The 26,372-nt window shown below is 59.5% G+C and carries 19 protein-coding genes and 1 pseudogene; 12 read left to right on the top strand and 8 right to left on the bottom strand.

Translation table 11 applies throughout. The features are described from left to right. Nucleotides 1-244: 244 nt before the first annotated feature. The 3 genes from GH657_RS15735 (at nucleotide 245) to GH657_RS15725 (ending at nucleotide 3,258) form a co-directional block, all read left to right on the top strand. Nucleotides 245-1,360, top strand: a complete 1,116-nt coding sequence (locus GH657_RS15735; RefSeq protein ID WP_153101983.1) for a succinylglutamate desuccinylase/aspartoacylase family protein — start codon at nucleotides 245-247, stop codon at nucleotides 1,358-1,360. Nucleotides 1,361-1,540: 180 nt separating this feature from the next. Continuing rightward, nucleotides 1,541-1,936, top strand: coding sequence for a DUF6232 family protein (locus GH657_RS15730; RefSeq protein WP_153101982.1), 396 nt, complete (start codon nucleotides 1,541-1,543; stop codon nucleotides 1,934-1,936). A 254-nt stretch (nucleotides 1,937-2,190) separates the two neighbouring features. Then, on the top strand, nucleotides 2,191-3,258 hold the full coding sequence (locus tag GH657_RS15725) for a hypothetical protein (RefSeq protein ID WP_246174193.1): 1,068 nt from the start codon (nucleotides 2,191-2,193) through the stop codon (nucleotides 3,256-3,258). A 116-nt stretch (nucleotides 3,259-3,374) separates the two neighbouring features. On the opposite strand, the gene ltaE is transcribed toward GH657_RS15725, so the two are convergent. Next, nucleotides 3,375-4,379: a low-specificity L-threonine aldolase gene (ltaE, locus tag GH657_RS15720; protein ID WP_153101981.1), complete on the bottom strand. Its 1,005-nt coding sequence runs from the start codon at nucleotides 4,377-4,379 to the stop codon at nucleotides 3,375-3,377. 604 nt (nucleotides 4,380-4,983) lie between these two features. On the opposite strand from ltaE, the gene GH657_RS15715 reads away from it, so the two are divergent. Further along, nucleotides 4,984-5,529: a hypothetical protein gene (locus GH657_RS15715; protein WP_153101980.1), complete on the top strand. Its 546-nt coding sequence runs from the start codon at nucleotides 4,984-4,986 to the stop codon at nucleotides 5,527-5,529. A gap of 170 nt (nucleotides 5,530-5,699) precedes the next feature. On the opposite strand, the gene GH657_RS15710 is transcribed toward GH657_RS15715, so the two are convergent. After that, on the bottom strand, nucleotides 5,700-6,029 hold the full coding sequence (locus GH657_RS15710; RefSeq protein ID WP_153101979.1) for a DUF4148 domain-containing protein: 330 nt from the start codon (nucleotides 6,027-6,029) through the stop codon (nucleotides 5,700-5,702). A gap of 201 nt (nucleotides 6,030-6,230) precedes the next feature. On the opposite strand from GH657_RS15710, the gene GH657_RS15705 reads away from it, so the two are divergent. Then, the gene (locus GH657_RS15705) at nucleotides 6,231-7,523 is read left to right on the top strand and encodes an MFS transporter (protein ID WP_153101978.1); all 1,293 of its coding nucleotides are present in this window, start codon (nucleotides 6,231-6,233) and stop codon (nucleotides 7,521-7,523) included. Nucleotides 7,524-7,554: 31 nt separating this feature from the next. On the opposite strand, the gene gndA is transcribed toward GH657_RS15705, so the two are convergent. The 5 genes from gndA to GH657_RS15680 all read right to left on the bottom strand — a co-directional run bounded on the left by gndA (nucleotide 7,555) and on the right by GH657_RS15680 (nucleotide 14,972). Continuing rightward, complete coding sequence (gene gndA / locus GH657_RS15700) at nucleotides 7,555-8,994, bottom strand: NADP-dependent phosphogluconate dehydrogenase (protein ID WP_153101977.1); 1,440 nt, start codon at nucleotides 8,992-8,994, stop codon at nucleotides 7,555-7,557. A 239-nt stretch (nucleotides 8,995-9,233) separates the two neighbouring features. Beyond that, nucleotides 9,234-11,273 (bottom strand): acetyl/propionyl/methylcrotonyl-CoA carboxylase subunit alpha, encoded by a 2,040-nt coding sequence (locus tag GH657_RS15695; RefSeq protein WP_153101976.1) that lies wholly within the window; start codon nucleotides 11,271-11,273, stop codon nucleotides 9,234-9,236. A gap of 30 nt (nucleotides 11,274-11,303) precedes the next feature. Further along, nucleotides 11,304-12,101: an enoyl-CoA hydratase/isomerase family protein gene (locus tag GH657_RS15690; RefSeq protein WP_153101975.1), complete on the bottom strand. Its 798-nt coding sequence runs from the start codon at nucleotides 12,099-12,101 to the stop codon at nucleotides 11,304-11,306. Between the two features lie 30 nt (nucleotides 12,102-12,131). Next, the gene (locus GH657_RS15685) at nucleotides 12,132-13,739 is read right to left on the bottom strand and encodes a carboxyl transferase domain-containing protein (RefSeq protein WP_153101974.1); all 1,608 of its coding nucleotides are present in this window, start codon (nucleotides 13,737-13,739) and stop codon (nucleotides 12,132-12,134) included. A 51-nt stretch (nucleotides 13,740-13,790) separates the two neighbouring features. Further along, on the bottom strand, nucleotides 13,791-14,972 hold the full coding sequence (locus GH657_RS15680; RefSeq protein ID WP_153101973.1) for an isovaleryl-CoA dehydrogenase: 1,182 nt from the start codon (nucleotides 14,970-14,972) through the stop codon (nucleotides 13,791-13,793). 327 nt (nucleotides 14,973-15,299) lie between these two features. On the opposite strand from GH657_RS15680, the gene GH657_RS15675 reads away from it, so the two are divergent. Next, nucleotides 15,300-16,070 carry a TetR/AcrR family transcriptional regulator gene (locus GH657_RS15675; RefSeq protein ID WP_153101972.1) on the top strand — a complete coding sequence of 257 codons (771 nt, stop codon included), beginning with the start codon at nucleotides 15,300-15,302 and terminating at the stop codon, nucleotides 16,068-16,070. A 25-nt stretch (nucleotides 16,071-16,095) separates the two neighbouring features. On the opposite strand, the gene GH657_RS15670 is transcribed toward GH657_RS15675, so the two are convergent. Next, nucleotides 16,096-17,589, bottom strand: a complete 1,494-nt coding sequence (locus GH657_RS15670) for an aldehyde dehydrogenase (protein WP_153101971.1) — start codon at nucleotides 17,587-17,589, stop codon at nucleotides 16,096-16,098. Nucleotides 17,590-18,626: 1,037 nt separating this feature from the next. Between GH657_RS15670 and GH657_RS15660 the strand changes: the two genes are divergently transcribed. The 6 genes and pseudogenes from GH657_RS15660 to GH657_RS15635 all read left to right on the top strand — a co-directional run bounded on the left by GH657_RS15660 (nucleotide 18,627) and on the right by GH657_RS15635 (nucleotide 26,260). Next, complete coding sequence (locus GH657_RS15660) at nucleotides 18,627-19,415, top strand: gamma-glutamyl-gamma-aminobutyrate hydrolase family protein (protein WP_153101969.1); 789 nt, start codon at nucleotides 18,627-18,629, stop codon at nucleotides 19,413-19,415. A 30-nt stretch (nucleotides 19,416-19,445) separates the two neighbouring features. Continuing rightward, a complete protein-coding gene (locus GH657_RS15655; RefSeq protein ID WP_153101968.1) occupies nucleotides 19,446-20,780 on the top strand; it encodes a glutamine synthetase family protein in 1,335 nt (444 codons plus the stop codon). Nucleotides 20,781-20,843: 63 nt separating this feature from the next. Then, nucleotides 20,844-22,282 (top strand): annotated as a pseudogene (locus tag GH657_RS15650) (aspartate aminotransferase family protein). A gap of 88 nt (nucleotides 22,283-22,370) precedes the next feature. Further along, the gene (locus GH657_RS15645; RefSeq protein WP_153101967.1) at nucleotides 22,371-23,663 is read left to right on the top strand and encodes an NAD(P)/FAD-dependent oxidoreductase; all 1,293 of its coding nucleotides are present in this window, start codon (nucleotides 22,371-22,373) and stop codon (nucleotides 23,661-23,663) included. Nucleotides 23,664-24,227: 564 nt separating this feature from the next. Further along, nucleotides 24,228-25,034: an alanyl-tRNA editing protein gene (locus GH657_RS15640; protein WP_153101966.1), complete on the top strand. Its 807-nt coding sequence runs from the start codon at nucleotides 24,228-24,230 to the stop codon at nucleotides 25,032-25,034. A gap of 5 nt (nucleotides 25,035-25,039) precedes the next feature. Next, nucleotides 25,040-26,260, top strand: coding sequence for an MFS transporter (locus GH657_RS15635; protein WP_246174231.1), 1,221 nt, complete (start codon nucleotides 25,040-25,042; stop codon nucleotides 26,258-26,260). Nucleotides 26,261-26,372 lie beyond the last annotated feature (112 nt).

Here is a 26,372-nt window from a genome sequence, read left to right as displayed (position 1 = left end):
TTATCCCAGCCAGGCTTGTTGCCGGGCCACGGGCCTGACGCTGAAGCGCCATACCGGCCGCCCCCTGGCTGCCCCCTTTCCGGCTCCGCATAGGCATAAAAACGCAGATCGGCTAAGATCGGACACGCTGCATTCCACTTTCGCGCGCCCCGCCGCATACCGGACAAACGGTATCCACCGACGTGTGCCTTTATTGACTGAACGCTCATCTTTCAGCGCCTGACAGCACAGCGCATCAAGACTCATGCACATCCAGACCCATCCCCTCCTCTCTCCCTCGCTCGGCACCGAGCGTCATTTGAGCAGTTTCCATTACGGCCCCAAGGGCGGGCCCAAGGTCTATATCCAGGCCTCGCTGCATGCCGATGAGTTGCCCGGCATGCTGGTCGCGTGGGCCTTGCGCCGCAAGCTCGCCGCGCTCGAAGCCGCAGGCAGGCTGTCCGGCGAAATCGTGATCGTGCCCGTGGCTAATCCCGTGGGCCTGAACCAGCATGTGCTGGGCCAGTTACTCGGGCGCTTCGAAACCCAGAGCGGCCAGAATTTCAACCGGAACTTCCACGATCTGGCCGCGCTCATCGAGCCCGACATCGAAGCCCAGCTCAGCAGCGACAGCGAACACAATCGCCAGGTGATTCGCACGGCACTTGGCGCGGCGCTCGCCGCGCAAACGCCTGAGTCCGAACTGGCTTCGCTGCGCCTGGCCTTGCAACGTCTGTCGTTCGATGCCGATATCGTGCTGGATTTGCATTGCGACTGGGATGCCGCGATGCATCTCTACACCCATCCCGATCTCTGGCCCGCCGTCGAGCCGCTCGCGCGTTATCTGGACGCCCGGGCCTCGTTGCTGGCGCTGAACTCGGTGGGCAATCCCTTTGATGAAATCCACAGCTTTTGCTGGTCTGAATTGCGCCAACGCTATGGCACGCGTTTTCCGGTTCCGGACGGCTCGATTTCAGTCACGGTCGAACTACGCAGTCAGCGCGATGTGTCCTATGAATTCGCCGAACACGATGCGCAAGCGATCATCGAATACCTGACCCAGCGCGAAATCATCAGCGGTATTCCCGCGGCGCTGCCCAATCTGGCGTTCGCGGCCACACCGCTCGCGGGCGTCGAGCTGCTGAGCGCGCCATGCAGTGGCGTACTGGTGTTTCGTGCGCCGCTTGGGGTGTGGCTCGAAGCGGGCGAGGCCATCGCCGATATCGTCGATCCGTTGACGAATCAAGTGGTCACGTTGAGCACCCGCGTCGCGGGCGTGATGTATGCACGGCATATCGCGCGCCTCGCTACGACAGGCATGGAAGTGGCGCGTATCGCCGGCGCCCGGGCGTTTCGCACGGGGTCTTTGCTCTCGCCCTGAGCAGTTTGCCTGAACAATTTGCCTGAGCGGTTTGCCTGAGCGGTTTGCCGCGCAGGTTCAGATTCCCATGAACATGGGAGCACAACCTTACGGGGTGCGGCTATCTGGCCGTACCCCGTAAAGAGGCATCTGGTACGCTGCGCGTTCTCCTTTTTGTCTGAACGTCAAATCGTCAAAGCCATGGATATCCCCTTCAACGAACGTGGTGTTTCTGTGACGCGCAATGCGCTTTCCGCTGCAGGCCAGGTTTTTCCACTACGCGAGATTCAGGACGTGCGCGTCGTCACCGTGGACAAAAACAAAATCCTGCCCTGGCTGCTCACGCTCGCCGGAGTTGCACTCGCCATCGCGGGTGGCATCTTCGGCTCGGCAGCCGGTCTTGTCTGCGGCATCATGCTGGTCGTGGTGGGCTGGTTATCGTGGCGCACACAAGATGTGATGCACTACCTGCTGGTCAAAACCACCGACACCGAGCGCGAGGCGCTCTCTAGCCTGGATCGGGAATTCGTCGAACGGGTCGGACGCGCCGTGAACACAGCGCAGCTCGCCCGGAACGCCAGCACAGCAGGCCTCTAAACCCGTTCCCAATCCGCTTGCCGCGCCAGGGTTCCTGTCACGAGGGATCCGGCACGGTTCATCTGCCGCCCCGATTTTTGACAGATTTTTACAATTTTGCCTAATCAGGCGAGTAGAGTGCCTATTTCTGTTACCCGCGCTTCCCTTAGGCGGGCTTCGCCAGCACCTTCGGTTTAACGTCTGCCTATTCGTAGCCAGCCGCTCCGCTCACGATGCCCATCCCTTGCAGGAGCGCTCTTTCGTGAAGTGCCATTATGTTTCCCTCTTTCCTGCGTCGCCGCCTGGCTGCCCTCGCCACACCGGTATTCGCCACACTCGCGGCTATCACCGTTCTTGGCGGCTGTGCCACCCACATCATCCCGCCGGTGCCGCCCGCGGCCAAAGCCGTACTGATCGACGAGGGCAAGGATGGCTTGCTGATTCCATTGCATGTCGAACGCGCCGATCAAGGCCATGCGCGTCTGGGTGTGCCGGTCCAGCTTGACGGCAAGGCGGTCTATCTGGCGCTCGACACGGGCACACAAGGCGTGCGCGTGCTGTCCAAGGCGCTGCCGCAAGGCTATTCCTCCAAGGGCCCAACGATCACGCTCAATCTCGCCAACGGCGCGAAGGTATCGGGCCCCACCGCCACGCTGCCGTTCAGCCTTTTCGGCACGCAACCGGTCAACATCACCGCCCAGACCGTCACCGACGTCGATTGCCAGCCCAACTTCAGGCGCTGCTTTGCGATGGATGGCTACACCGGTGAGTTTGGCTTCGCCTTTTCGGGGCTGCTCGGCATCGGCCTGCAACAGGATGATGACGCCTGCTGCAACGCCCCCTTCGCCGCACTTCCCGCCGATATCGGCAAACGCTACCTCGTCCATCCGAGCTTTACCAAGCCGTACCTCGTGCTAAGCCCGTCCGCCAAACTCACCAGCCGCTTCACGATGGTGCCGTTGCCCATGTCCGCGCAAGGCGTTGCGCAATGGCCGGAAGGTTGCGCTCAGGTTTCCAGCAAGATGCGGTTTTGCGCACCGGTGGTTTTTGCCACGGGCGGCACCGAAATGATCCGTATCGAAACCGACAAAGCACCCAGCTGGCTGGGCGAAAACGACGTCGGCAACGTGCTGGGACAAGGCAATTACGACACGGCGGTAGGTGTCGGCACATGGGTGCATCGCTTTAATGGTGCGCAAGTCACGATCGTGAAGGCGGCGCCAGGCCGCAACCGGATCGTGGTTGGCTTATCCGCGCTGCAAAACATCGATTTGCTATTCGATTTGCAACGCAATCAGATGGGCGTGTATTCCGCCAAAAGTGTCGAGGAATTTGGTCTTTGACCGGTTGATGCGACGGCGCTACTTGCGCCACGCACGCTGCAAGATAAACGCCAGGCCCGCTGCGGTTCAGTTCACTGTGAACCGCAGCGGGCCTGGCGTTTTTTCATCCAGCAGATTCAACGCGCAAAGTATGCTTTTACCGCGTCGATGAAGGTGTCGATATCGGCGCGCGACACATCCCGGTGCGTCACGAAACGCGAGGCGTACAACACCTGGGTGAGAATGCCCCGTGCCTTGAGCCAGGCTTCGAGTTCGGCGCAATCCGCCTGCGGAAACTGGGCGAACACCATATTGGTCGCCTGCGACAACAACGTCACCTGTTCGATTTGCGCGAGCCCGCGCGCCAGATGCGCGGCGTTGTCATGATCTTCGGCGAGCCGCTCGAAATGATGCTCAAAGGCATAAAGACACGCGGCGGCAAGCAGACCCGACTGACGCATGCCTCCGCCCAGCATCTTGCGCCAGCGGTGCGCCTGTAACAGCAACGCCCGGCTTCCCACCAGCACCGAGCCTACCGGCGCTCCCAGGCCTTTCGAAAAACAGATCGACACGGAATCAAACGGTGCACACAGCGCCGCCAGCGGCTGGCCTAAAGCCACCGCGGCGTTACAGACGCGCGCGCCGTCGAGGTGAGTCGCCAGCCCACGCTCATGCGCAAGCTGCAACGCCTGGCCCACATAAGCAGGTGCGAGCACCTTGCCTCCGATGGTGTTTTCGAGCGCGAGCAAACGGGTCCGGGCGAAATGGTCGTCGAGCGGTTTGATCGCTGCGGCGATCTTGTCCAGCGGCAACGAACCATCGGGGGCATTTTCCAGCGGCTGGGGCTGAATACTGCCCAGCACCGCCGCGCCACCTCCTTCGTAGCGATAGGTGTGAGCCGACTGGCCGACGATGTATTCATCGCCACGCGCGCAATGCGCCATCAGCGCGGCGAGATTGCATTGCGTGCCGCTCGGGAAGTAGAGGCCCGCCTCGTGCCCCGCCCGCTCAGCCACTACGGCCTGCAAACGAGCGACGGCCGGATCGTCGCCCCACACGTCATCGCCCACCTCCGCCGCGGCCATGACGGCCAGCATCGCTTGAGAGGGACGGGTCACGGTGTCGCTGCGCAGATCAATCATTGCGGGGTTCCTGTGGAAACGGTCGGTAAGCCAGCGGAGCTGGATGGGTTCTGTCGTGGCAAGTAAGGGCAACGGCCAGGAAATATGAGAATGAGATGGCTGGACAACGACCGAAAATGGTACAGGCTAAGCCCGGGGTTCGGTTAAAAACACAATACGCACACACAGGCCACCAGGCCACTCCCGTCGTCCTTCCTGCCACAAGACACCGGCTATGGACACCGGCTATGCCGGGAACTCCTGCTGTCAGAACGGTTACTTAACGCGGCAACTCCGTGCGATTTGAGAGCGCACGCAAATCAAAATCATTTTATGTCCGGGTTTTCATGGCCATTGCAAGCGAAAGAGTGATTAGCTTGTGGTCCATGACAGACAACGCAGCCGCGCTATCGCGCGTGATGCCCGGTTATTGGCTTAATCAAGGTTTCGAATGTTAAACAGAAAAAATAATTCCAACGGGTTTCGGTACCATCCTTATGTTCGCCCCTCATCCAGGACGCCTCATTCGCCAAGCGAAATCGCACCCTCAACCGAATTGTCGCCGCGGACCAGCACGAATCATGGACCGTCGAAACCATGGCATACCGGGTTGATGGCGAAAGGCATGTTAGAGATGGCTCCCCCGATCGAGCCGCGCCATCCAGCGCACAAGCAGCCGCGCGTAAAAAAAACGGAGCAGCCAGATGCCCAAATATCATCCGTCCTCTGCGAACTCGCCAATCTAGATTCCGAGGCACGGACTCCAACCGGAAAGCAAAAACAGCCGGCACACTCAAGCGCTAACGCCACCTCTTCGTCCTTTAACCTCCCTGATTTGAGATGTGCCGACGAAACCCTATCGCCACTGCTTTTGTCAGGCTTATCGCCTCTTAAAGGCACGCAGTGTGATAGCGCGCCGGACGAGCACTTCGTTTACCTCACGCCTCACATCCGGATAGCGAAATTCAATCTCGATGGTAAGAATGCCAGGGACGATGGCCCGAACAAGCCGCAAGACACGGAATTGCCCTCATACACGTCAACGCCAACGCCATCAGAGCAAAGCGACGTGTTCGACGAAGCCGTACTCGACTGGCTGCTGGCACCATTCAAGGTTCCGGATCTGGGCGATTTGCTACCAGAGCTTGACCGGCAAGGTTTTGAGTCGTAGGCGGGCGGCTAAGCCCAAGCCTTGTCCGGATAGGGATGAACCTCTCGATCTATGGCCCGATGCCATGACGGGCCATTAGCCTCAGGCGCAAACGCTCACATCAAACGCCCATAAAAAACGCTGACCCATTTGGGTCAGCGTTTTCGCCCTGAACAGCGTCAGCTTTTGGCCTAGTGACCGAAATAAACCGACTGGGCTGGCCGGACCGTCGCAGGCGTCATCGCGCCCGACTGGGACCGTCCTGCGGCGGGAGCGCCGTAACCGCTGTTGGCGAGCGGTGCCGCACCGTTTTGCAGGGAGACGCGCTGTTCAGCGGCCTGGATGCCCGAGGGGTAATCGAGGCGGTCCGAGTTGGGCTTGTAACCTGCCTGTTCAAGCTGCACCAGTTCGGCGCGCACTTGCGCCCGGGTGAGCGGCTGGTTCTGGCTGGATTGGGCAAACGAGGCAACGGGCAAGGCAACAAGGGCAGCCAGAGTCACAGCAGAAATAAGCGATTTCATGATGAATTAGCTCCAGATGATGTTTTTTATCGCCGTTGAACCGAATGTCCCGCAGCGGTTACCTAGAAGTCTAGGCAACGAAGACCGTCGTAGAAACCCCTATTTGAACCACAATCTTTCTCTAAAAACACACTAATCATTAAGCTCATACGAATAATCCGCAGTTATTGTTGCAAAAAATAGAATTTGAACTGGAGAGAGATGAGCTTCCTCGCCCGCCCGCCTCATACCGCGCGCACCATTGCTGCGATTGCGATTGGCAATACGCTCGAATGGTTCGATCTGGCCATTTACGCGTTTTTCGCGGTGTATATCGCCGGGAATTTTTTCCCCATGGCCGACGAAACGACCTCGCTATTGCTGACCTTCGGCTCGTTTGGCGCGTCCTATCTAATGCGTCCGCTGGGCGGGCTGATATTGGGCAGCTATGCGGACCGGCATGGCCGCAAGGCCGCCCTGCTTTTGTCGCTATGGCTAATGAGCGCCGGCACGGCATTGATTGCGCTACTGCCCAACTATCACGTAATTGGACTGGCGGCCCCCATCGGGCTGTTCTGCGCGCGGCTGATTCAGGGGTTTTCGAGCGGTGGTGAATTTGGCGCGTGCACCGCGATGCTCTTTGAGCAAGCGCCGAACAAACGCGGCCTGCATGCAAGCTGGCAGTTTTCCACCCAGGGGCTCGGTTCGCTCGGTGCGGCGCTCATGGGCTTCGCCCTGAGCCATTGGCTCACGCCTCATGCACTGATGGCGTGGGGCTGGCGCATTCCTTTTGCCGTGGGCTCACTGCTAGGACCGGTGGGCTGGTATCTGCGCCGTACGCTTCATGACGCCCCGGCTTTTATCCAGGCGCCTCGCGCCGCGGCACCGGTGCGTGAAGTATTGGGCCATTACAGGCCGCGGCTGGCCATCGTCGCCGGGCTGCTCAGCGTAACGACCACGCTCGCCTACCTGCTGCAGTACATGCCGACGTTTGCGCTGCGCACGCTGCATCTGAGCGCCGCAACCGGATTTGCCGCGGCCATCGTGCCGGGCGCGCTCTCGACGTTGCTCACACCGCTAGGCGGCTGGCTGTCCGATCGCCTCGGCCCCGTGCGGCAAATGAGTGTCGCCGCGATGCTGTGTCTGGTGAGCGCCTGGCCTGCCTTCACCTATGCCGCAGCACATCCGTCAGCGCGTTCGTTATTTTTACTGGTGACCTGGCTTGGGCTGATCAAGGCGCTGTACTCAGGCGCGCTGCCCCTCGTGCTCGCCGCGCTCTTTCCCATGCCATTGCGCGCGACCGGAATCGCGCTGGGCTACAACGTGGGGGTGATGGTATTCGGTGCATCCGCACCCGCGATTGTGGTGTGGCTGGCCAGCGTCACCGGCCAGCCCGGTGCCCCTGGACTTTATGTGATGCTGACGGCGGCGATCAGCCTCAGCGCGCTCGCGGGGCTCGCCGGGTTCGACAATGGACGACACCAAACGTCTAAAGCCGATGCCCAGCCAGCCTGAACGCAGCGTTGCGTTGCGTTGCGTTAGGCCCTCAGGACCAGTTCGCGTGGAAGCTGCCGGGTTTATCGATCCGCTCAAACGTATGGGCACCAAAATAATCGCGCTGTGCCTGGATCAGGTTGGCAGGGACACGCGCTGAGCGATAGCCATCGAAATACGCCACCGCCGAGGCCAATGCCGGCACCGGTACGCCTGCTGCCACGGCAGCGATCACCACGTCGCGCAGCGCAGCCTGGTAATTCGCTGCGATATCGGCAAAGTACGGATCAAGCAGCAGATTGGCGAGCGCCGGATCTTGCGCATAGGCTTCGGTGATCTTCTGCAAAAAACGCGCGCGAATAATGCACCCGGCACGGAAAATTTTGGCAATCGTGCCGTAATCGAGATCCCAGCCATATTCTTTCGACGCCTCGCTCAGTTGGGCAAACCCCTGGGCATAGGAAATCACCTTGCCAAAGTACAGCGCCCGCCGCACGGCCTCAATGAATGCCTCGCGCGCAGGCGGCGTGGCCAGCGAGCGTGCTACGGCAACCGTGGACGATGCTGCCGCGGGCCCGCCCAGCACCTTGCTAGCGGCCACGCGCTGGTCCTTGAGCGACGACAGCATGCGAGCGAAAACCGATTCGGTAATCAGCGGCAGCGGCACCCCCAAATCAAGCGCGTTCTGGCTAGTCCATTTACCGGTGCCTTTTTGCGCCGCGCGATCGAGAATCATGTCCACCAGCGCGTGACCGGTCTCATCGTCACGATGAGTGAAAATCTTCGAGGTGATGTCGATCAGATAACTGTCCAGCTCACCCTTGTTCCATTCGCGGTAAACCTCGGCCAGCTCCGTATTTGACAAACCCGCGACCTGCTGCAGCACCGCGTAGCTTTCGGCAATCAGTTGCATATCGCCGTACTCGATACCGTTATGCACCATCTTCACGTAATGACCCGCGCCGTCGGGGCCCATATAAGCCACGCAGGGTTCGCCATCGGGCGCTTTGGCGGCGATCTCGATGAGAATCGGCGCGACCAGGTCATACGCGTCACGCGGACCGCCTGGCATGATCGAAGGACCGTGCAACGCGCCCTCTTCGCCGCCCGACACGCCAGTGCCAATAAAGTGCAGCCCCGCTAGCGCCAGTTCCTTGTTACGGCGAATGGTGTCGGTGAAATGCGTATTACCGCCGTCGATCAAAATATCGCCTTGCTCAAGAAGCGGTTTGAGTGCGGCGATCGTGGCGTCGGTTGGCTCTCCGGCTTTGACCATGAGCAGGATGCGGCGTGGCGTTTCCAGCGAGGCAACCAATTCTTCCAGCGTATAGGCGGGCACGAGTTGACGCCCGGGGAAGGCCGCGATCAGTGCATCGGTTTTCTCGCGGCTGCGATTGAACACCGAAACCGCATAACCCCGGCTTTCAATATTGAGTGCCAAATTACGCCCCATCACCGCGAGCCCCACTACGCCGATCGCCTGCTTGCCCATATTAATTCTCCAGTCGAAGGAAAATGCAAAGTTGGGCCGTACACCCAAGCGCACGGCGCCAAGGCTGCAAGGATAAAAGAAATGGCTGGAACGTGGTGGCCAGGCGGGCAGTGGCGCTTCGTGTTCCGGGTGCGGCTCTCGTGTCGTTGCCGCCGTGATGGCGATGCGTGATGGCGATGCGTGAGCGCGATGCGTGATGGCGATGCGTGATGGCGATGCGTGATGGCGATGCGTGAGCGCTATCCCGCGTCCAGCACCAGCAGTTGTACACCTTCGCTTACCTGATCGCCCACCGCGTAGTGCACTTCGGTCACGGTTCCAGCAGTGGGCGCACCGATCGTATGCTCCATCTTCATGGCTTCCATCACCAGCAGCGGTGCGCCCTTTGCGACGACTTCACCGGGCGAGACCAGCACCGCGATCACCTTGCCTGGCATCGGTGCGGTCAGACGCCCTTCATCGCCCGCCTCATCGGCTGCATGGGCCAGCAGGTTTTGCCATTCGAGCGCATAGGCTTGCCCCTGGTAAAACACATCGAACACATCGTCCTGAGTCACAACCCGACCCGTGATGCGCCGCTCGCCCAGCATCACGCCAAACGCATGCGGCACGTCACCGCGCCACCAGGCAAAAGGTTCAGGCTCGCTGCACGGTGCGCAGGCCAGCGTTTGCGCCTCGTGATCGCTCGTGAAGGTCACGGCATACGGCCCGGGCTCGTCGCCTGCCGCCTCGCGTCCGCGCTGATACCAGCACAGTGTCTGAATACAGGGGCCATTGAGCCGCCAGTGCGCCAGCGCTGTCCACGGTGAAGCGGCTTCGCCCGCCTCCTGCTGCCGCGCCAGCAACGCGGCACACGCGAGCGCCAGCACGGCAGGCGGAGGGACAGGTTCAGCAGCAAAAAACGCGGCCTGGTGCCGCTCGATCAAGCCGGTATCGAGCTCGCCCGAGGCAAACGCGTCGTGCGACACAATGCGTTGCAGGAACGCGATATTGGTATGCAGCCCTACCACTTCGCATTCACCCAGCGCCTGCGCCATGCGCGCCAGCGCTTGCTGCCGGCTGGCGCCATGAACGATCAGCTTGGCGATCATCGGGTCGTAAAACGGCGTGATCGAATCGCCCTGGCGCACACCACTATCGATGCGCACGGCTGCCCGGGCGCCATCCGCTGCGCTCAGGGCGAACTCGACATGCGCCGGCCAGTGAAGATGCCGCAGCGTGCCGGTTGAGGGCAAAAAGCCACGCGCGGGATGCTCGGCATAAAGACGCGCCTCGATTGCATGACCTTCGCATACCAGTTGCGCCTGAGTCAGCGGCAAGGGTTCGCCTGCGGCGATACGCAACTGCCATTCGACCAGATCAAGACCGGTCACCATTTCAGTGACGGGATGCTCGACTTGCAAACGGGTATTCATCTCCATGAAATAAAACTCGCCCGAAGCCGTCATGATGAATTCCACGGTGCCCGCGCCCACGTACTTCACCGCTTGCGCCGCATTCACCGCGGCCTCGCCCATCGTGCGCCGCAGTTCGGCGGAAAGCCCTGGCGCCGGAGCTTCTTCCAGCACCTTCTGATGACGTCGCTGCACCGAACAATCGCGGTCGAACAGATAAACCACACCGCCTTGCTGATCGGCAAAAATTTGCACTTCGACATGGCGTGGGCGTGTCAGATACTTTTCGAGCAGCACGCGGTCATCGCCAAAGCTGCTAGCGGCCTCACGCTGACACGACGCTAGCGCCGCCGCAAAAGCATGGCTGTGCTCGACCACCCGCATGCCTTTGCCCCCGCCACCCGCACTGGCCTTGAGCAAGACCGGATAACCGATGGCATCGGCTTCGCGCTGCAATCGTTGTGCATCCTGATCAATACCGTGATAGCCCGGCACCAGCGGCACGGCGGCCTCGCCCATCAAGGTCTTGGCCGCGGCCTTCGAGCCCATCGCCGCAATCGCGGCGATGGGCGGACCAATAAACACAAGCCCCGCAGCCGCACATGCCCGGGCGAAATCCTCGTTTTCAGAAAGAAAACCATAGCCTGGATGCACCGCCTGTGCCCCCATCACGCGGGCGGCCTCGATGATTCTTGCGCCACGCAAGTAGCTGTCAGCGGCCGCCGCACCGCCGATCTGTACCGCTTCATCGCAAACCGCGACGTGCCTCGCCTGCGCATCGGCGGCGGAATACACCGCCACGCTGCGCACGCCAAGACGTTTGCAGGTTGCCGCAATACGGCAGGCGATCTCGCCCCGGTTCGCAATCAGGATCTTGTTGAACATGGGATATCTCGTGATGAAGCGGCCAGAAACTCAGAGGCGCCAGCGTGGCGTGCGTTTGTCGAGAAAGGAAGCGATGCCTTCGCGTCCTTCGTCGCTTGCGCGCACCTCAGCAATGCGCGCGACCGTGTGGGCAATCAGTGTGTCATCCAGCGCCTGGCCGGCGACTTCCTGCACGAGCCGCTTGCCCGCGCTGACGGCATGAGGCCCGTTGGCGCCCAGCGCGGCGCTGATCTGCTGCACACGGGCATCGAGCTCAGCATCAATATCAGTACCGGCGCAAATCTCGCTCACCAGGCCAAGACGCCAGGCGGTGGCGCAATCGAACGCCTCGGCGCTCAAAAAATAGCGGCGCGACGCCTGCTCGCCCAGGGCGCGAATCACATACGGTGCAATGGTCGCGGGGATCAACCCAAGGCGCGCTTCGGACAGGCAAAAACGTACGCTATCGGCCGCAACGACGATATCGCATGCCGCGACCAGGCCCACGCCGCCGGCATAAACATCGCCGTGCACACGGGCAAGCACCGGTTTGCTGCAGCGATAAATAGCCGCGAGCATCGCGGCGAGCTGCGCGGCGTCTGCGCGATTTTCCGCCTCGGAGAAGCTCGCCATGCGCTTCATCCAGTTCAAGTCCGCGCCCGCGCAAAACGCTGGGCCCATGGCCGCCAGCACGACCACGCGCACTGTGCTGTGCGTGCTGAGTTCGGTCAACACCGTGGTCAGCTCAGCGATCATGGTTTCGTTGAACGCGTTGCGCACCTCGGGGCGATTCAGCGTCACCGTTGCCTGCATGCCGTCGATCTTCAGCGTGAGCGTTTCATAGCGCATCGCCAGTGGCCTCCTGAGTTGAACCCGGCATCACATCCTGAACACGCCAAAACGCGTGTCCTCCACGGGAGCATGCCAAGCCGCCGCTAACCCGAGGCCAAGTACGTCACGGGTTTGCGCCGGATCAATCACGCCGTCATCCCACAGCCGCGCGCTGGCGTAATACGGATGCCCCTGACGCTCGTACTGTTCGAGAACCGGCTGCCTGAATGCGTTGTCCTGCTCCGCGCTCCAGCTGCCGCCTTTTGCTTCAACCCCATCACGCTTGACGGTAGCCAGCACCGAGGCGGCCTGCTCGCCGCCCATCACCGAAATGCGCGCATTCGGCCACATCCACAAAAAGCGCGGCGAATAAGCCCGGCCACACATGCCGTAATTGCCCGCGCCAAACGAGCCACCGATGATCACCGTGAACTTCGGCACCTTCGCCGTGGCGACTGCGGTCACCATCTTGGCGCCGTTGCGCGCAATGCCTTCGTTCTCGTACTTGCGGCCCACCATGAAGCCCGTGATGTTCTGCAGAAAAATCAGGGGAATCTTGCGCTGGCAACACAGCTCGATGAAGTGCGTCCCCTTGAGCGCCGATTCGGAAAAAAGAATGCCGTTATTCGCCACGATGCCCACGGGATGTCCCCACAGATGGGCAAAACCCGTGACGAGCGTGGTGCCATAACGGGCCTTGAATTCGTCGAAAACGGAATCGTCGACAATCCGCGCGATCACTTCGCGGATGTCGAATGGCTTGCGGGTATCGGCAGGAATCACGCCATACAGGCTAGTGGGCGCGTAGCGGGGCGCTTTGGGAGGCTTAAGCGCCCATGCTCCGGCTTCGGCGCGCCCGAGCCGGGACACGATATCGCGCGCCAGCGCCAGCGCATGCGCGTCGTTTTGCGCCAGATGGTCCACCACGCCGGAGAGCCGGGTATGCACATCGCCCCCGCCGAGATCTTCGGCGCTGACCTCTTCGCCCGTCGCGGCTTTGACCAGCGGCGGACCACCGAGAAAAATCGTGCCCTGGTCGCGCACGATGATGGACTCATCGCTCATGGCAGGCACATACGCCCCGCCCGCGGTGCACGAGCCCATCACGACGGAGATCTGTGCGATGCCTGCCGCCGAGAGATTGGCCTGGTTATAGAAAATGCGGCCGAAGTGATCCCGGTCGGGAAAAACCTCGTCCTGGTTCGGCAGATTGGCGCCGCCCGAATCGACCAGATAAATGCAGGGCAAGTGATTTTCCGCGGCGATCTCCTGGGCGCGCACGTGCTTTTTTACGGTGAGCGGATAATACGTTCCGCCTTTGACCGTCGCGTCGTTACACACCACCATGCAAATGCGGCCCGCGATGCGGCCAATGCCGCAAATAAGGCCGGCGCCTGGCGCCTCGTCGTGATACATGGCGAAGGCCGCCAGTGGCGAGAGCTCAAGAAACGGGGTGCCCGGATCGAGCAGTTGCGCCACGCGCTCACGCGGTAATAACTTGCCGCGTGCCACGTGCTTGTCACGGGCGGCGCGTGGCCCCCCTTCGGCTAACCTGGCGGTTTTTTCGCGCAGGTCAGCGACCAGCGCCTCAAGCGCTGAAGCATTGGCGCGAAACTCATCCGAGCGGGGGTTTAGTTTGCTTTCGATCACTGCCATTGCATGGCGCTCCTGATCAGTTTGGACGCACCGCAGTCGCGGATAACCGGGTTAGCAGGTTTCAGAGAAAAGTTCACGGCCGATCAGCATGCGGCGGATTTCGCTCGTGCCCGCGCCGATCTCATAGAGCTTGGCATCGCGCCATAAACGTCCCACCGGATAGTCGTTGATATAGCCATTGCCGCCGAGAATCTGGATGGCCTCGCCCGCCATCCAGGTGGCTTTTTCCGCGGTGTAGAGAATCACGCCTGCACAGTCTTTGCGCATCTGCCGGACATGTTCCGCGCCGAGTGTGTCGAGTTGCCGCCCCACGGCGTACAGATACGCGCGGCATGCCTGCAATGTGGTGTACAGATCGGCCACCTTGCCCTGGATCAGCTGGAATTCGCCAATCGGCTGGCCGAACTGCTCGCGCTCATGAATGTAGGGCACCACGGCATCCATCACGGCGACCATGATCCCCATCGGGCCGCCCGCCAATACCGCGCGCTCGTAGTCGAGGCCGCTCATCAATACCTTCACGCCGCCATTGAGCTCGCCCAGGATGTTCTCCTGCGGCACTTCGACATGATCGAAAACCAGCTCGCCGGTATGTGAGCCACGCATACCGAGCTTGTCGAGCTTTTGCGCCACCGAGAAGCCTTTCATGCCCTTTTCGACAATGAAGGCCGTCATGCCGCGCGCTCCCGCTGCGGCATCCGTCTTGGCATAGACCACCAGCGTGTCGCAATCCGGGCCATTGGTGATCCACATCTTGGTGCCGTTCAGCACGTAATGATCGCCCTGGCGCCGTGCCTGCAGCTTCATGCTGACCACATCCGAACCCGCATTGGGTTCGCTCATCGCCAACGCGCCGATATGCTCGCCCGATACCAGTTTGGGCAGATAACGCTGTTTTTGCGCCGCCGTGCCGTTGCGATGGATCTGGTTCACGCACAGGTTGGAATGCGCGCCATACGACAGACCGACCGAGGCCGATGCACGTGAAATTTCTTCCATGGCGACCATATGGGCGGTATAGCCCATGTTCGCGCCGCCGTATTCTTCGCCCACCGTCATGCCCAGCACCCCCAGATCGCCCAACTTGCGCCACAGGTCCATCGGGAACTGGTCAGTGCGGTCGATCTGCGCCGCGCGCGGCGCGATCTCTTTCGCGGCGAACGCGGCAACGCTGTCGCGCAGCATCCCGATCTCTTCACCAAGTGGGAACTGCAAGCCAGGCAGATGGGTCATGAGGTGTCTCCTGAATTCTTAAACTGCATAAACTTCACCAACAGCCATTGAGGCAAAACGAAATGAGCAGTAGCGCAACAGTTACCGCCAGGCGCGGACTAGATAGCTAGACGTTTCATTTTTTGAGTAAGGCTCAATTTTGCTTTGCATGGTTTTGCATCATGCTGCATCTTTTCCACTCACAAGGCGTAAATTTCACGCTACATTGACGTATACGTCAATAGGTATTTGACGAGCTTTTCTGAGCAACACTCAGATTCTGAAAATTCCACGCGTATCGTCCATGTATGACACACGAATGATCCTCAGGCAAAACAGGATGCAACCATGACGGCAGTCAAACCCGAATCCCCTCCAGCACGCTGGCAAACGGCTGGCGCACGGTCGCAACAACGCGTCCGGGAGATTCTTCAGGCCGGACGCGAGATATTTGGCGAAAAGGGTTACGAGCGTGCAACCACCGCAGAAATCGCGCAATACGCGGGCATTTCCGAGGCGACGGTGTTCAGCTACTTTCGTGGCAAGCGCGAGCTTTGTGCGCGCGTGATTCACGACTGGTATGACGAGATCATCGACGCCATCGAAGCCGGCTTGCCACGCGATGGCAGCGTGCGGCAGCAGTTTGGCTTCATCGTGCGCATGCATTTGCGGCTGATGCTGGTGAATGGCGCAGGATTGTGCGCACTGGTGCTATCGGAGGGACGTGCGCAACATCATGAACTGGGTGAAGCGCTGACTGAACTGCAACGCCGTTATACGGCACCGTTGATGGCGGTGCTTGCACGTGGCCAGGAAAGCGGCCAGATCAGGCGCGATATCCCGTTGCGGCTGCTGCGCTCGATGGTGTTCGGGCCCATGGAGCATGTGCTATGGGACGCCATGCTGGCAAAACGGAAGGCGGATCTCGATGCCACTGCGGCACAGCTGGGCGATGTGTTGTGGCAAGCGCTGCAGCCGCCCGATGCAGCGCTTGCCGCGTTACAGCAGTTCAGGCATGACGTCGGCGATGCATGGCTGCGCATGGAGGCGGCAAGCCAAATGCATCAACCTGCGGCTGAACCTGCATCGCGGCGCACACGAACTGCAAAAAAAACGTAACGCCGGGTTCAACCCGCCCATGCATTTAGCGCAAACGCACCAGCGTCGATTTCAGTTCGGTGTATTTTTCGAGCGCATGCAACGACTTGTCGCGCCCGTTGCCTGACTGACGATAGCCGCCAAACGGAAAATTCATGTCTCCGCCTTCGTCATAGCAATTCACCCAGACTGTCCCCGCCCGCAAGCTGCGCGCCATCTCATGCGCCTGCGTCAGGTCGGCGGTCCAGACCGCGGCAGCCAGGCCGTATTCGCTATCGTTGGCAAGACGAACGGCTTCATCCGCCGTATCAAACGTGAGCACGGACAACACCGGGCCGAAAATCTCTTCACGGGCGATCTTCGAGCCCGCTTGCGGCACATCAAAAATGGTCGGCTCGATATAAAACCCGCCGTTCTCAGGCTGTACCGCACTGCCGCCTAGCAACAGCCGGGCCTCTGCGCGTCCCGCCTCGATATAACCCAGCACACGCTCGAACTGCACCCGGTCGACAATCGCCCCCATCGCCGTAGCCGGGTCTAGCGGATTGCCTGGGGTATAACGCCGTGCAGCAGCGATCACCCGGTCGAGCAGCGCGGTCTTGATTTCGCGCTGCACGAGCAAGCGTGAACCTGCCGTACACATCTCACCCATGTTGTAGAAAATCGCCCCTGCCGCGGCCTTTGCGGCCCGATCCAGATCGGCACAATCGGCCAGCACGATATTCGGCGATTTGCCGCCCAGTTCCAGCCACACCCGCTTCAGGTTGGACTGACCCGCGTATTGCATGATCTGCTTGCCCACCGCGGTCGACCCGGTAAACGCCAGGCAATCGACATCGCCATGCAACGCCAGCAACCGGCCGACCTCGCCGCCCCCCGGCAGCACATTGAACACGCCTGGCGGAATACCCGCATCCAGCGCCAACTGCGCGACACGCAATGCGCTCAGCGGTGACTTCTCGGAAGGCTTGAGCACCACGCTGTTGCCCGCGGCTAGCGCCGGAGCAAATTTCCATGCCGCCATCAGCAGCGGGAAATTCCAGGGCACGACAGCAGCCACCACGCCAATCGGTTCGCGCGTCACCAACCCCAGCAAATGATGATCGGCCGGCACGACTTCGCCGCCGATCTTGTCGATGGCTTCGGCGTACCACTCGATGCTGTACGCCGTACCCGGCACATCCACCGATGTCGTATCACGAATCGGCTTGCCTGCATCGAGTGTCTCCAGCAACGCGAGTTCTTCCTCGTGCATACGGATCAGCGCGGCCCAGCGCAATAGCGCGGCTTTGCGTGCCCGCGGATTTTGTCCCGCCCAAACCTGGGTATCGAAGCTCCGGCGCGCAGCCGCAACCGCCGCCTCGACTTCCGCCGCACCGCAATCGGCCACGGCGCATAACACCCGGCCATCAATGGGGCTAACACAAGCAAAAGTACGGCCATCTTGCGCCCCATGGTATTGGCCATCGATCCATGCACGTCCTTCGAATTGCAGTGCATCCGCCTTGTCTTTCCAGTATGCCAGGGTCTTTTTACTCATATAAATTGCCTATGGTGTGTTACGTGATGACAGAGCGCGACCGGACACAAGGGCGCGCATGGCTACGCCTCCGGGCCAGACAGGGGATCCTGGACCCGGACCCGGAAGCGTTAGATATCCGAGTGACTTTAAGCCCGTTACTTTAAGGGCAATTTACGCATTCCGGCAAGCATGGACCATTTATCCGAATATTTATTGCACGAAACGAATCGGCCCGTGAAGCATAATAATTTATTCAAAATGAGGGAAAATCCCGAGGATCATTTTTTAAAAATAGATTGACGCCTCTCGCCGCTAGTATATGCTTACAGACTGAGTAACAGCGATATTCGATCCCATAACAGATATTGACAATTACGTCATTACCATGCTTATTCTGGCAAAAATTTTTATAGCTCTGGCAATGTAATTGCATAATATTTTTCCAGCTTTATTGACTCGTCATTGATTCGTCATTGATTCGTTAGGCATGGCTATTTATTTAAATAGCCGGCACTTTTAGCAGACACAACCGTTCAATACCATCAACCTCGTTATTCGAGTGTCATCGTGAAAGTCAAAGGCCCTTTGATGAAACGGGTGAATTCAACAGGATCGGGCCATCATTTGCCCGGCCGCACGTCCTGCGCCAGGTATGCGGCCACTGCCATTTACAGCAAAATTCATAGCAGACATGGCAGGCTAGCGGCAAGCCGCGCCCGGTTCGTCGATATCGCTCTTTCACGCCGTTCCGTGCGGCGTCATAACGTTATGTGCGCACGCGCCTTTATCGCCGTGCGTACCGACGAAGTCACCTCTCTTCTGCCCTAGCGCCTCCATCCCTTTCGCCGCACACTTCACGCCTTTGCATGCATCGAACGCTTGCCGTTCTTCATGTAGTTCGCTGAAGCCTCGCACGGCGCAATCTCGTGGATTTCCCGATGCAGTCGTCACCACTCCTGCACATCCCAGGATCCCTGGTTACGCGCGGCAATTGACGCCTGCACCGCGGACAGCATGAGCGCCGTCTTTCACCGTCATTTTATTTACAGCTCGTCATGCCATGCAAACCGTTGGTCGGCATCAGCGCCGACCGAACCCTTATTGGCCCGCATCCCACTCATGCCGCCGGCGAAAAATATCTCGCTGCCGTTGTAGAGGGCGCGCAGGCACTCGCATTGATCGTGCCCGCACTGGGTGAGCAGCAAGATACCGCCGCACTGCTGGAAACATTCGATGGCTTGCTGTTCACCGGCAGTTATTCGAATGTCGAGCCGCATCATTATCGGGGCGCAGCCAGCGCGCCCGGCACACTGCATGATCCAGCGCGCGATGCCACCACCTTGCCGCTGATGCGCGCGGCAATTGCGGCTGGCGTACCCGTACTGGCAATCTGCAGGGGCTTTCAGGAAATGAATGTGGTGTTCGGCGGCACGCTGCATCAGCACCTGCACACCATCGCCGGCCTGAACGATCACCGCGAGAACAAGGTGGACACGCTTGAAGTGCAATATGGCCCCGCCCATACCGTCCGCCTGACACCAGGCGGGCTGCTAGCGCAACTGGCTGGCAGCGGCGCGACACGCGTGAATTCGCTGCACAGCCAGGGCATCGATCAATTGGGCGCAGGTTTGGTCGCTGAAGCGTATGCGCCAGACGGACTCATTGAAGCCATCAGCGTCGCACATGCCTCCACTTTCGCTTTGGGTGTGCAATGGCACCCCGAGTGGAAGCAGGCCCACGACGCACTCTCCACCGCGATCTTCCGCGCATTTGGCGCCGCATGCCGCGAGCGGAGGCGCACCCGGGTCAACCGGAGCACGGCTGAGATCAGCCGCTCCGCGTAAGCCGACCCTTAGCCCGACAGGAGAATCCTCATGCACGAGATCGACGAGTTTCTGAAAAAACACCGCATCACTGAAGTCGAAGCCATCATTCCCGACATGGCTGGCATTGCCCGCGGCAAAATTATTCCGCGCAACAAGTTCGAATCCGGCGAGTCCATGCGTCTGCCTCAAGCCGTCATGATCCAGACAGTCACCGGCGAATATCCTGAAGATGGCACCCTGACTGGCGTCACAGATCCAGACATGGTGTGCGTGCCCGACCCCTCCACCATTCGCCTGATTCCCTGGGCGGTCGATCCAACCGCCCAGGTGATTCACGACTGCGTGCATTTCGACGGCACGCCAGTGGCGATCTCGCCGCGCTGGGTATTGCGCCGGGTACTGGCGCTCTACAAGGCGCGGGGCTGGAAGCCCGTGATCGCGCCTGAACTCGAGTTCTATCTGGTGGATATGAACAAGGACCCGGATTTGCCGCTCCAGCCGCCCATTGGCCGCACAGGCCGGCCAGAGACTGGACGTCAGGCTTATTCGATCGAAGCCGTCAATGAATTCGATCCGCTTTTCGAAGATATCTACGAGTACTGTGATATTCAGGAACTCGAAGTGGATACGCTGATTCACGAAGTGGGCGCGGCGCAAATGGAGATCAACTTCATGCACGGTGATCCGCTTAATCTGGCTGACCGGGTGTTTCTGTTCAAGCGCACGGTGCGCGAAGCAGCCTTGCGTCACAAGATGTACGCGACCTTCATGGCCAAACCCATGGAAAACGAACCAGGCTCGGCGATGCACATCCATCAGAGCCTCGTCGATGAAGGAACCGGACGCAATCTCTTTACGGACAGCGAGGGGCAACCAACCGAGCTGTTTCATGGCTATATCGCGGGGCTGCAAAAATACACCCCTGCCCTGATGCCAATCTTCGCGCCCTACATCAACTCATATCGACGCCTGTCACGTTTCATGGCGGCGCCGATCAACGTTCAGTGGGGCTACGATAACCGCACCGTGGGCTTTCGCATTCCGCATTCGGGGCCCTCGGCGCGACGCATCGAAAACCGTATTCCTGGCGTAGACGCCAACCCCTATCTGGCGATAGCGGGTACGCTGGCCGCAGGCTACCTGGGCATGACCCAGCAACTCAAGCCGACGGAGCCGCTCTCCAGCGATGGCTACGAATTGCCTTACCAGTTGCCGCGCAACCTCGAGGAAGGGCTCACGCTCATGGGCGCCTGCGCCCCAATGGCAGAGATCCTTGGAGAGTCATTCGTCAAAGCTTATCTGGCACTGAAAGAAACGGAATACGAAGCATTTTTCCGCGTCATCAGCTCATGGGAGCGCAAGCATTTGCTGCTCCATGTCTAACTAACGGATCAATCAGCCCGGATACCGGGCTGCGCAAGCCGTACAACTGTAAAGAGGTCTCACATGAACCGGTTTGAACCAGACAGTGCCTATGTGCTTCCTGCACAAAGTGTGCCCAGCGCGGCCAGTACGGCGCCACAACGCAGTACCGCCGAATACCGGGCACTCGATGCAGCCCATCACGTTCATCCGTTTTCCGACATGGGCGCGCTGAACCGCGCAGGCAGCCGCGTCATCGTCAAGGCGAAAGGCGTGTATCTCTGGGATTCCGACGGCACACAGATCATCGACGGCATGGCCGGACTATGGTGCGTCAACGTCGGTTATGGCCGCAAGGAGCTGGCAGACGCGGCTTACCAGCAGATGCAGACACTGCCCTTTTACAACACGTTCTTCAAAACCACGCACCCGCCCATCATCGAACTCTCCGCGCTGCTGGCGGAACTCACACCCGCGCCGTTTACGCATTTTTTCTATTGCAATAGCGGCTCGGAGGGCAACGACACGGTATTGCGCCTCGTCCATCAATACTGGGCGACACAAGACCAGCGCAGCAAAAAGTACGTCATTTCACGCAGGAACGGCTATCACGGCTCAACCATCGCAGGCGGCACGCTAGGCGGCATGGGCTACATGCACGAGCAAATGCCCTCCCAGGTCGAACACATCGTTCATATCGACCAGCCTTACTACTTTGGCGAAGCCCAAACGGGTGAAACCCCTGAAGCATTTGGTCTGGCGCGTGCACAGCAGCTCGAAGCAAAAATTCTTGAACTGGGCGCGGAAAATGTCGCGGCTTTTATCGGTGAGCCTTTCCAGGGAGCGGGGGCGTGATCTTTCCACCGTCCACCTACTGGCCCGAGATTCAGCGCATCTGCCGCAAGTACGACATCCTGCTCGTGGCCGATGAAGTGATCGGAGGTTTTGGCCGCACGGGCGAATGGTTCGCTCATCAGCACTTTGGTTTCGAGCCCGATCTGATCACACTCGCCAAAGGCCTCACCAGCGGTTATATGCCGATGGGTGCGGTCGGGCTGCATCAGCGTGTGGCGCAGGCGATCATCAACCATGGCGAGTTCAATCATGGTCTGACGTACTCCGGCCATCCGGTTTCAGCGGCGGTCGCGGTGGCCAACCTCAAGCTGCTACGTGACGAGAAAATCGTCGAGCGCGTCCGGAATGACACAGGGCCTTATTTCCAGCAGCAGTTACGCGAAACATTCAGCCAGCACCCGCTGGTGGGTGAAATCGCGGGCGCTGGGCTCGTGGCGGGCTTGCAACTGGCGCAGGAGCGCAACAGCCGGAAACGGTTCGCCAATAGCGATGAAGTCGGTTCGCTGTGTCGTGATTTCTGTTTCAACAGCGGCCTCATCATGCGTGCCTCGGGCGACCGGATGCTGCTGTCGCCGCCACTCGTCATTAGCAAAAGCGAAATCGACGAGATTGTCACCAAGGCCAAAGGCGCGCTAGACGCCACCGCCCAGCAACTTGGCCTGGCGTGACAGACATGACACGTCGATGACGGCGGGCCAGGCGTCAGGCATAACGGCCGCGCCAGGCCCCGCCTTCAAGGATAAGAATCGTCAACTTATGCTTCCTTTCTCGAACCAGCCTCACGCCGCGTCGTACTACGCTGCAACGGCCAACGACTCCACGCGTCATGCTCCGCTCGATCAGGCGATCAGCGTCGATATCTGTGTGATTGGCGCGGGGCTCACTGGCATCTCAGCGGCGCTGAACCTGGCAGAACGGGGGTTTTCGGTTGCTGTGCTCGAAGCCTCCCAGGTCGGCTGGGCTGCAAGCGGACGCAATGGCGGCCAGATGATTGGAGGCTATGCCTGCGAGATCGCCACCTTTAAGCCGTACTTGTCACCCGACGAACTCCAACTGGTGTGGCGCCTAGGCCAGGAATCACTGAGCCGAATCCGCCAGCGTGTGGAGCGTCATCAAATTCATTGCGATTTAACTTCAGGCTATCTGAGCGTAGCGAATAAACCGCGTGATACGGTCGCGCTGCATCGCATACAAGACGAGGCGCTAAAGCACTTCGGCCATGACCGCCTGCGTTATGTCGAACGCGATAACCTCGGACACTACGTGCAGTCTGAACGTTATCTCGGCGGCCTGTTCGACCCGGACAGCGGACACTTGCATCCGCTCAACTACACGCTGGGGCTGGCGCGTGCCGCGGTCACATCAGGTGTGCGGATCTTTGAGAACAGTTGTGCGCTAAAGCTACTGAACGAAAACGGTGGACATCGTGTCGAGACGGCTCAGGGCAGCGTGCGCTCACGTTTCGTCGTCCTCGCCTGCAACACATGGCTTGGAGCGCTGGCGCCCGACATCGCCCGCAAGATCATGCCGGTGGGCACCTATGTCATCGCCACCGAAATGCTCGATCCAGCGCGCGCCCAAGCGCTCATGCCCGCACATGCAGCCATCTGCGATAGCCGTTTTGTCCTCGATTATTTCCGGCCACTGCCTGACAAACGCTTGCTCTGGGGCGGCAAGGTCAGTTATTCGACGCTTGAGCCCCGCCATTTAGGCCATGCCATGCGCCGCGACATGCTCAAGACATTCCCGCAATTGGCCGACGTGAAAGTGGACTATGCGTGGGGTGGCTTTGTCGATATCACCATGAACCGGGCACCTCATTTTGGCCGTCTCGCACCTACGCTTTATTTCGCCCAGGGGTTTTCCGGCCATGGGGTGAATATCACCGGGCTCGCAGGCGAACTGATCGCTGAGGCCATTCACGGTCAGGCAGAACGCTTTGATTTGTTCGGCCGGGTTCGTCATCGGGATTTTCCTGGTGGGCGCTGGCTCAGAACGCCTTTACTCGTTCTGGCGATGGCGTGGTACCGGATGCGGGACTGGCTATGAATACGGCTCCGTAAAGACTCGCGCAAAAGCTCGTCTGGCCGTGCAAGACTGTAATCCCGGCTCACGGCCATCTCATCATCTGACCATTCTCCCATCCAGAATCATTGCGCCCGCGAACGTCGCTAGCGGCCTTCGCTAGTGGCTTTTGCACGCCTTTATTCACATCCCGTCATTTGACAAAAATGGTCTGCCAAGTCATATTCATCAGTTCTGATTCCTATGCAAATTAAAGACATCTGAGATATTTCCTAACTTCACAAAAAGCCTTGAAACGCCGTACGCCATTCATTCCGCCCTAAATGGCTAGCGAAACTTAACTACCCCACTTCAGCCAGAATATCCCGCATCCTCCAACTCGGATAACGCCGCTTCGACTCTCATGCAAACTGCATTGATTGGACATTGATGAAGTGCATTCCGCCTGGAATGATCCGGATGGCCACTGCCCACCTCCTATTTGATGAAACATTTAATGTCGTGCTCAAGCCTGGAAAACAGGTCTTTCGTGCGGACCCTGGCTTCACGCACACTGAGCCAAAAAGCTTTTAAAAGGACTCTTCACTCATGCTTCCCTTTCCCCGCTGTACTGACCGTCTTTATTATTCGGATGCCTTTTTATATAAAACCAAAGCAAGCATTTCAAAAATCGGCAAAGACTACGTTGAACTGGACGCGACACTCGCCTACCCGGAAGGCGGCGGCCAGGAATCCGATATCGGCACATTGACGTTGCCCAACGGCACCGCAATCCGTTTTATTCACGTGCGGAAAATGTACGGGCAACGCGCCAACATCCCTGACTTCCCAGACATTCAGCTTGGCGGGGTTGTCGAACACCTCATTCATCCCGACGACCTCCCCCATCTTGCGCTCCTGAAAAATGGCGAACAGGTACAGATCAGCATCGACACCCTGCGCCGGGCGCAACTCTCCTTGAGCCACACTGCGTCACACCTGCTATATCTCGGCGTCGAACAGATCCGTCCTGATGCCACCGAGTGGACGCTTGGCTGTCATATCCGGCCCGATGGGGCACGCTTTGATTTCGGTGTCAGCCATCGCTTTACACCCGAAGAGGTGTTCGCTATCGAGCAAATCGCCAACGATTTGGTCACCCGCGGCAGCCCGGTTCTTACCTACGCCCATTCAGACCATATCGATGCCCGTTATTGGGAATGCGAAGGTCATATCATGCCGTGCGGCGGTACGCATATCGGCAGCACGGCCCCGATTGGCCGTATCGCGGTACGCCGCAAAAGCATGGGCAGCGGCAAGGAACGGTTGGTGTGCCAGTTCGATCATGCCCGCTTCGACACCTCGGCTTTCCACGCAACTTCATGCACCGACGCTTTGCCGGAGGCGTCATCGTGACACGCATGACCGGCCTTGATTTGAATTCAGGCGAACTAGAAAAGCTACCCGGCGGCACTTATCTTTTAACACTGTGCCAAGCTATTAACCTGACTACGGCTGTGGTGTCCGTCACTATTGCCGCGCTTGTCGGCAGCATGCTCGCACCCAGTCATACATGGGCGACCGTGCCATACGGCGTCCAGTTTGCCGCTGTCGCCATGGTCACTTACCCGGCTTCGAGTTTCATGCGGCGCTACGGCCGCAAACGCGGGTTCCTGCTCGGTGCTATCTGTCTGATTGCCGCAGGATGCATCGGCTACATGGCAGTCGTTCACTCCAGCTTCGTGCAGTTAATCATCGCGCACGGCTTACTTGGCATGTACGTCGCATTCGCCAACTTCTATCGCTTTGCCGCAGTCGATGGGCTCGTGCCCAAAATGCGCTCCAAAGGCGTGTCGCTCGTCGTTGGCGGCGGCATCGTTGCCGCCATAAGTGGGCCACTTCTATCGATTGGCCTTAAAGATGTGCCGGGATTTGCACCTTTTGCATTGTGTTATGCCTCGTTTATCGTTCTCGGGATCGGCACCATTGCCTTGATTGTCTTTTGGCGTCCCGTTGCATCCGTCAAGCCTGCTGCAGCGCCAGCCGAAACGCCTGCCGCAATCACGGCGGCCGCACCTGTTACGGTCGCCGTGATTGCGGCAGCGCTGAGCTACCTGATCATGAACATGATCATGATTCAGGCCTCGTTGCTCATGGCATCCATGTGCGTAGCCTTCGATACCAGTTCATTTGTCATTCAGGGGCACGTGATCGCCATGTTCGCGCCATCGTTCGTGACCGGCATGATTCTGCTCCGCGCAGGTCACCGAAATACCTTGCTAGCCGGTTATCTGTTTTTGGCTGGATCCGCGGTATTGGGCATCTGGGGATGGGGTTTAGGGGCCATCGTCTCAGGCCTCATCATGCTCGGCATCGGCTGGAATTTCGGCTATGTCGGCGGAGGAGCCTTGCTGGCCTGCTCGCTCACCGAACACAACCGCCATCGGCTGCAAGGGATCAACGATTTGATCATCGCTATCTTTGCGACGGCTGGCGCGTTTTTGCCCGCCATACTGCAAGCCACGATTGGCTGGCAAAACACCAACCTGTTGTGTCTCATTCTTTGCGTGGTGGCGGCCTGCCTGACATGGTTTGGCTTGAAGGCTCCCCCTTCTTCGGCTGGAAAGGCATTCGGCACATGACAGTCAATTTGGCAAACGAACTCATGGCGCCAGGAACTTGCACGGCGCAATAGCGAGCGGCGACATTATTCCCTCACAAACCACCGTAATCGGGAAGCCCCGCATCCATCTA

The organism is Paraburkholderia hayleyella, assembly GCF_009455685.1.
In the GTDB taxonomy this organism is placed as follows: Bacteria; Pseudomonadota; Gammaproteobacteria; order Burkholderiales; family Burkholderiaceae; genus Paraburkholderia; species Paraburkholderia hayleyella.
The sequence above is the reverse complement of the archived record's forward strand: the minus strand, read 5'-3'. Positions and strand labels throughout refer to the sequence as shown.

Coding starts and splice junctions, on each gene's coding strand:
- ltaE (WP_153101981.1), bottom strand. CDS start 4,379: ATGATTGATCTGCGCAGCGACACCGTGACCCGTCCCTCTCAAGCGATG.
- GH657_RS15695 (WP_153101976.1), bottom strand. CDS start 11,273: ATGTTCAACAAGATCCTGATTGCGAACCGGGGCGAGATCGCCTGCCGT.
- GH657_RS15710 (WP_153101979.1), bottom strand. CDS start 6,029: ATGAAATCGCTTATTTCTGCTGTGACTCTGGCTGCCCTTGTTGCCTTG.
- GH657_RS15660 (WP_153101969.1), top strand. CDS start 18,627: ATGCCATGCAAACCGTTGGTCGGCATCAGCGCCGACCGAACCCTTATT.
- gndA (WP_153101977.1), bottom strand. CDS start 8,994: ATGGGCAAGCAGGCGATCGGCGTAGTGGGGCTCGCGGTGATGGGGCGT.
- GH657_RS15655 (WP_153101968.1), top strand. CDS start 19,446: ATGCACGAGATCGACGAGTTTCTGAAAAAACACCGCATCACTGAAGTC.
- GH657_RS15635 (WP_246174231.1), top strand. CDS start 25,040: ATGACCGGCCTTGATTTGAATTCAGGCGAACTAGAAAAGCTACCCGGC.
- GH657_RS15735 (WP_153101983.1), top strand. CDS start 245: ATGCACATCCAGACCCATCCCCTCCTCTCTCCCTCGCTCGGCACCGAG.
- GH657_RS15645 (WP_153101967.1), top strand. CDS start 22,371: ATGCTTCCTTTCTCGAACCAGCCTCACGCCGCGTCGTACTACGCTGCA.
- GH657_RS15730 (WP_153101982.1), top strand. CDS start 1,541: ATGGATATCCCCTTCAACGAACGTGGTGTTTCTGTGACGCGCAATGCG.
- GH657_RS15690 (WP_153101975.1), bottom strand. CDS start 12,101: ATGCGCTATGAAACGCTCACGCTGAAGATCGACGGCATGCAGGCAACG.
- GH657_RS15680 (WP_153101973.1), bottom strand. CDS start 14,972: ATGACCCATCTGCCTGGCTTGCAGTTCCCACTTGGTGAAGAGATCGGG.
- GH657_RS15640 (WP_153101966.1), top strand. CDS start 24,228: ATGCTTCCCTTTCCCCGCTGTACTGACCGTCTTTATTATTCGGATGCC.
- GH657_RS15705 (WP_153101978.1), top strand. CDS start 6,231: ATGAGCTTCCTCGCCCGCCCGCCTCATACCGCGCGCACCATTGCTGCG.
- GH657_RS15675 (WP_153101972.1), top strand. CDS start 15,300: ATGACGGCAGTCAAACCCGAATCCCCTCCAGCACGCTGGCAAACGGCT.
- GH657_RS15685 (WP_153101974.1), bottom strand. CDS start 13,739: ATGGCAGTGATCGAAAGCAAACTAAACCCCCGCTCGGATGAGTTTCGC.
- GH657_RS15670 (WP_153101971.1), bottom strand. CDS start 17,589: ATGAGTAAAAAGACCCTGGCATACTGGAAAGACAAGGCGGATGCACTG.
- GH657_RS15715 (WP_153101980.1), top strand. CDS start 4,984: ATGTTAGAGATGGCTCCCCCGATCGAGCCGCGCCATCCAGCGCACAAG.
- GH657_RS15725 (WP_246174193.1), top strand. CDS start 2,191: ATGTTTCCCTCTTTCCTGCGTCGCCGCCTGGCTGCCCTCGCCACACCG.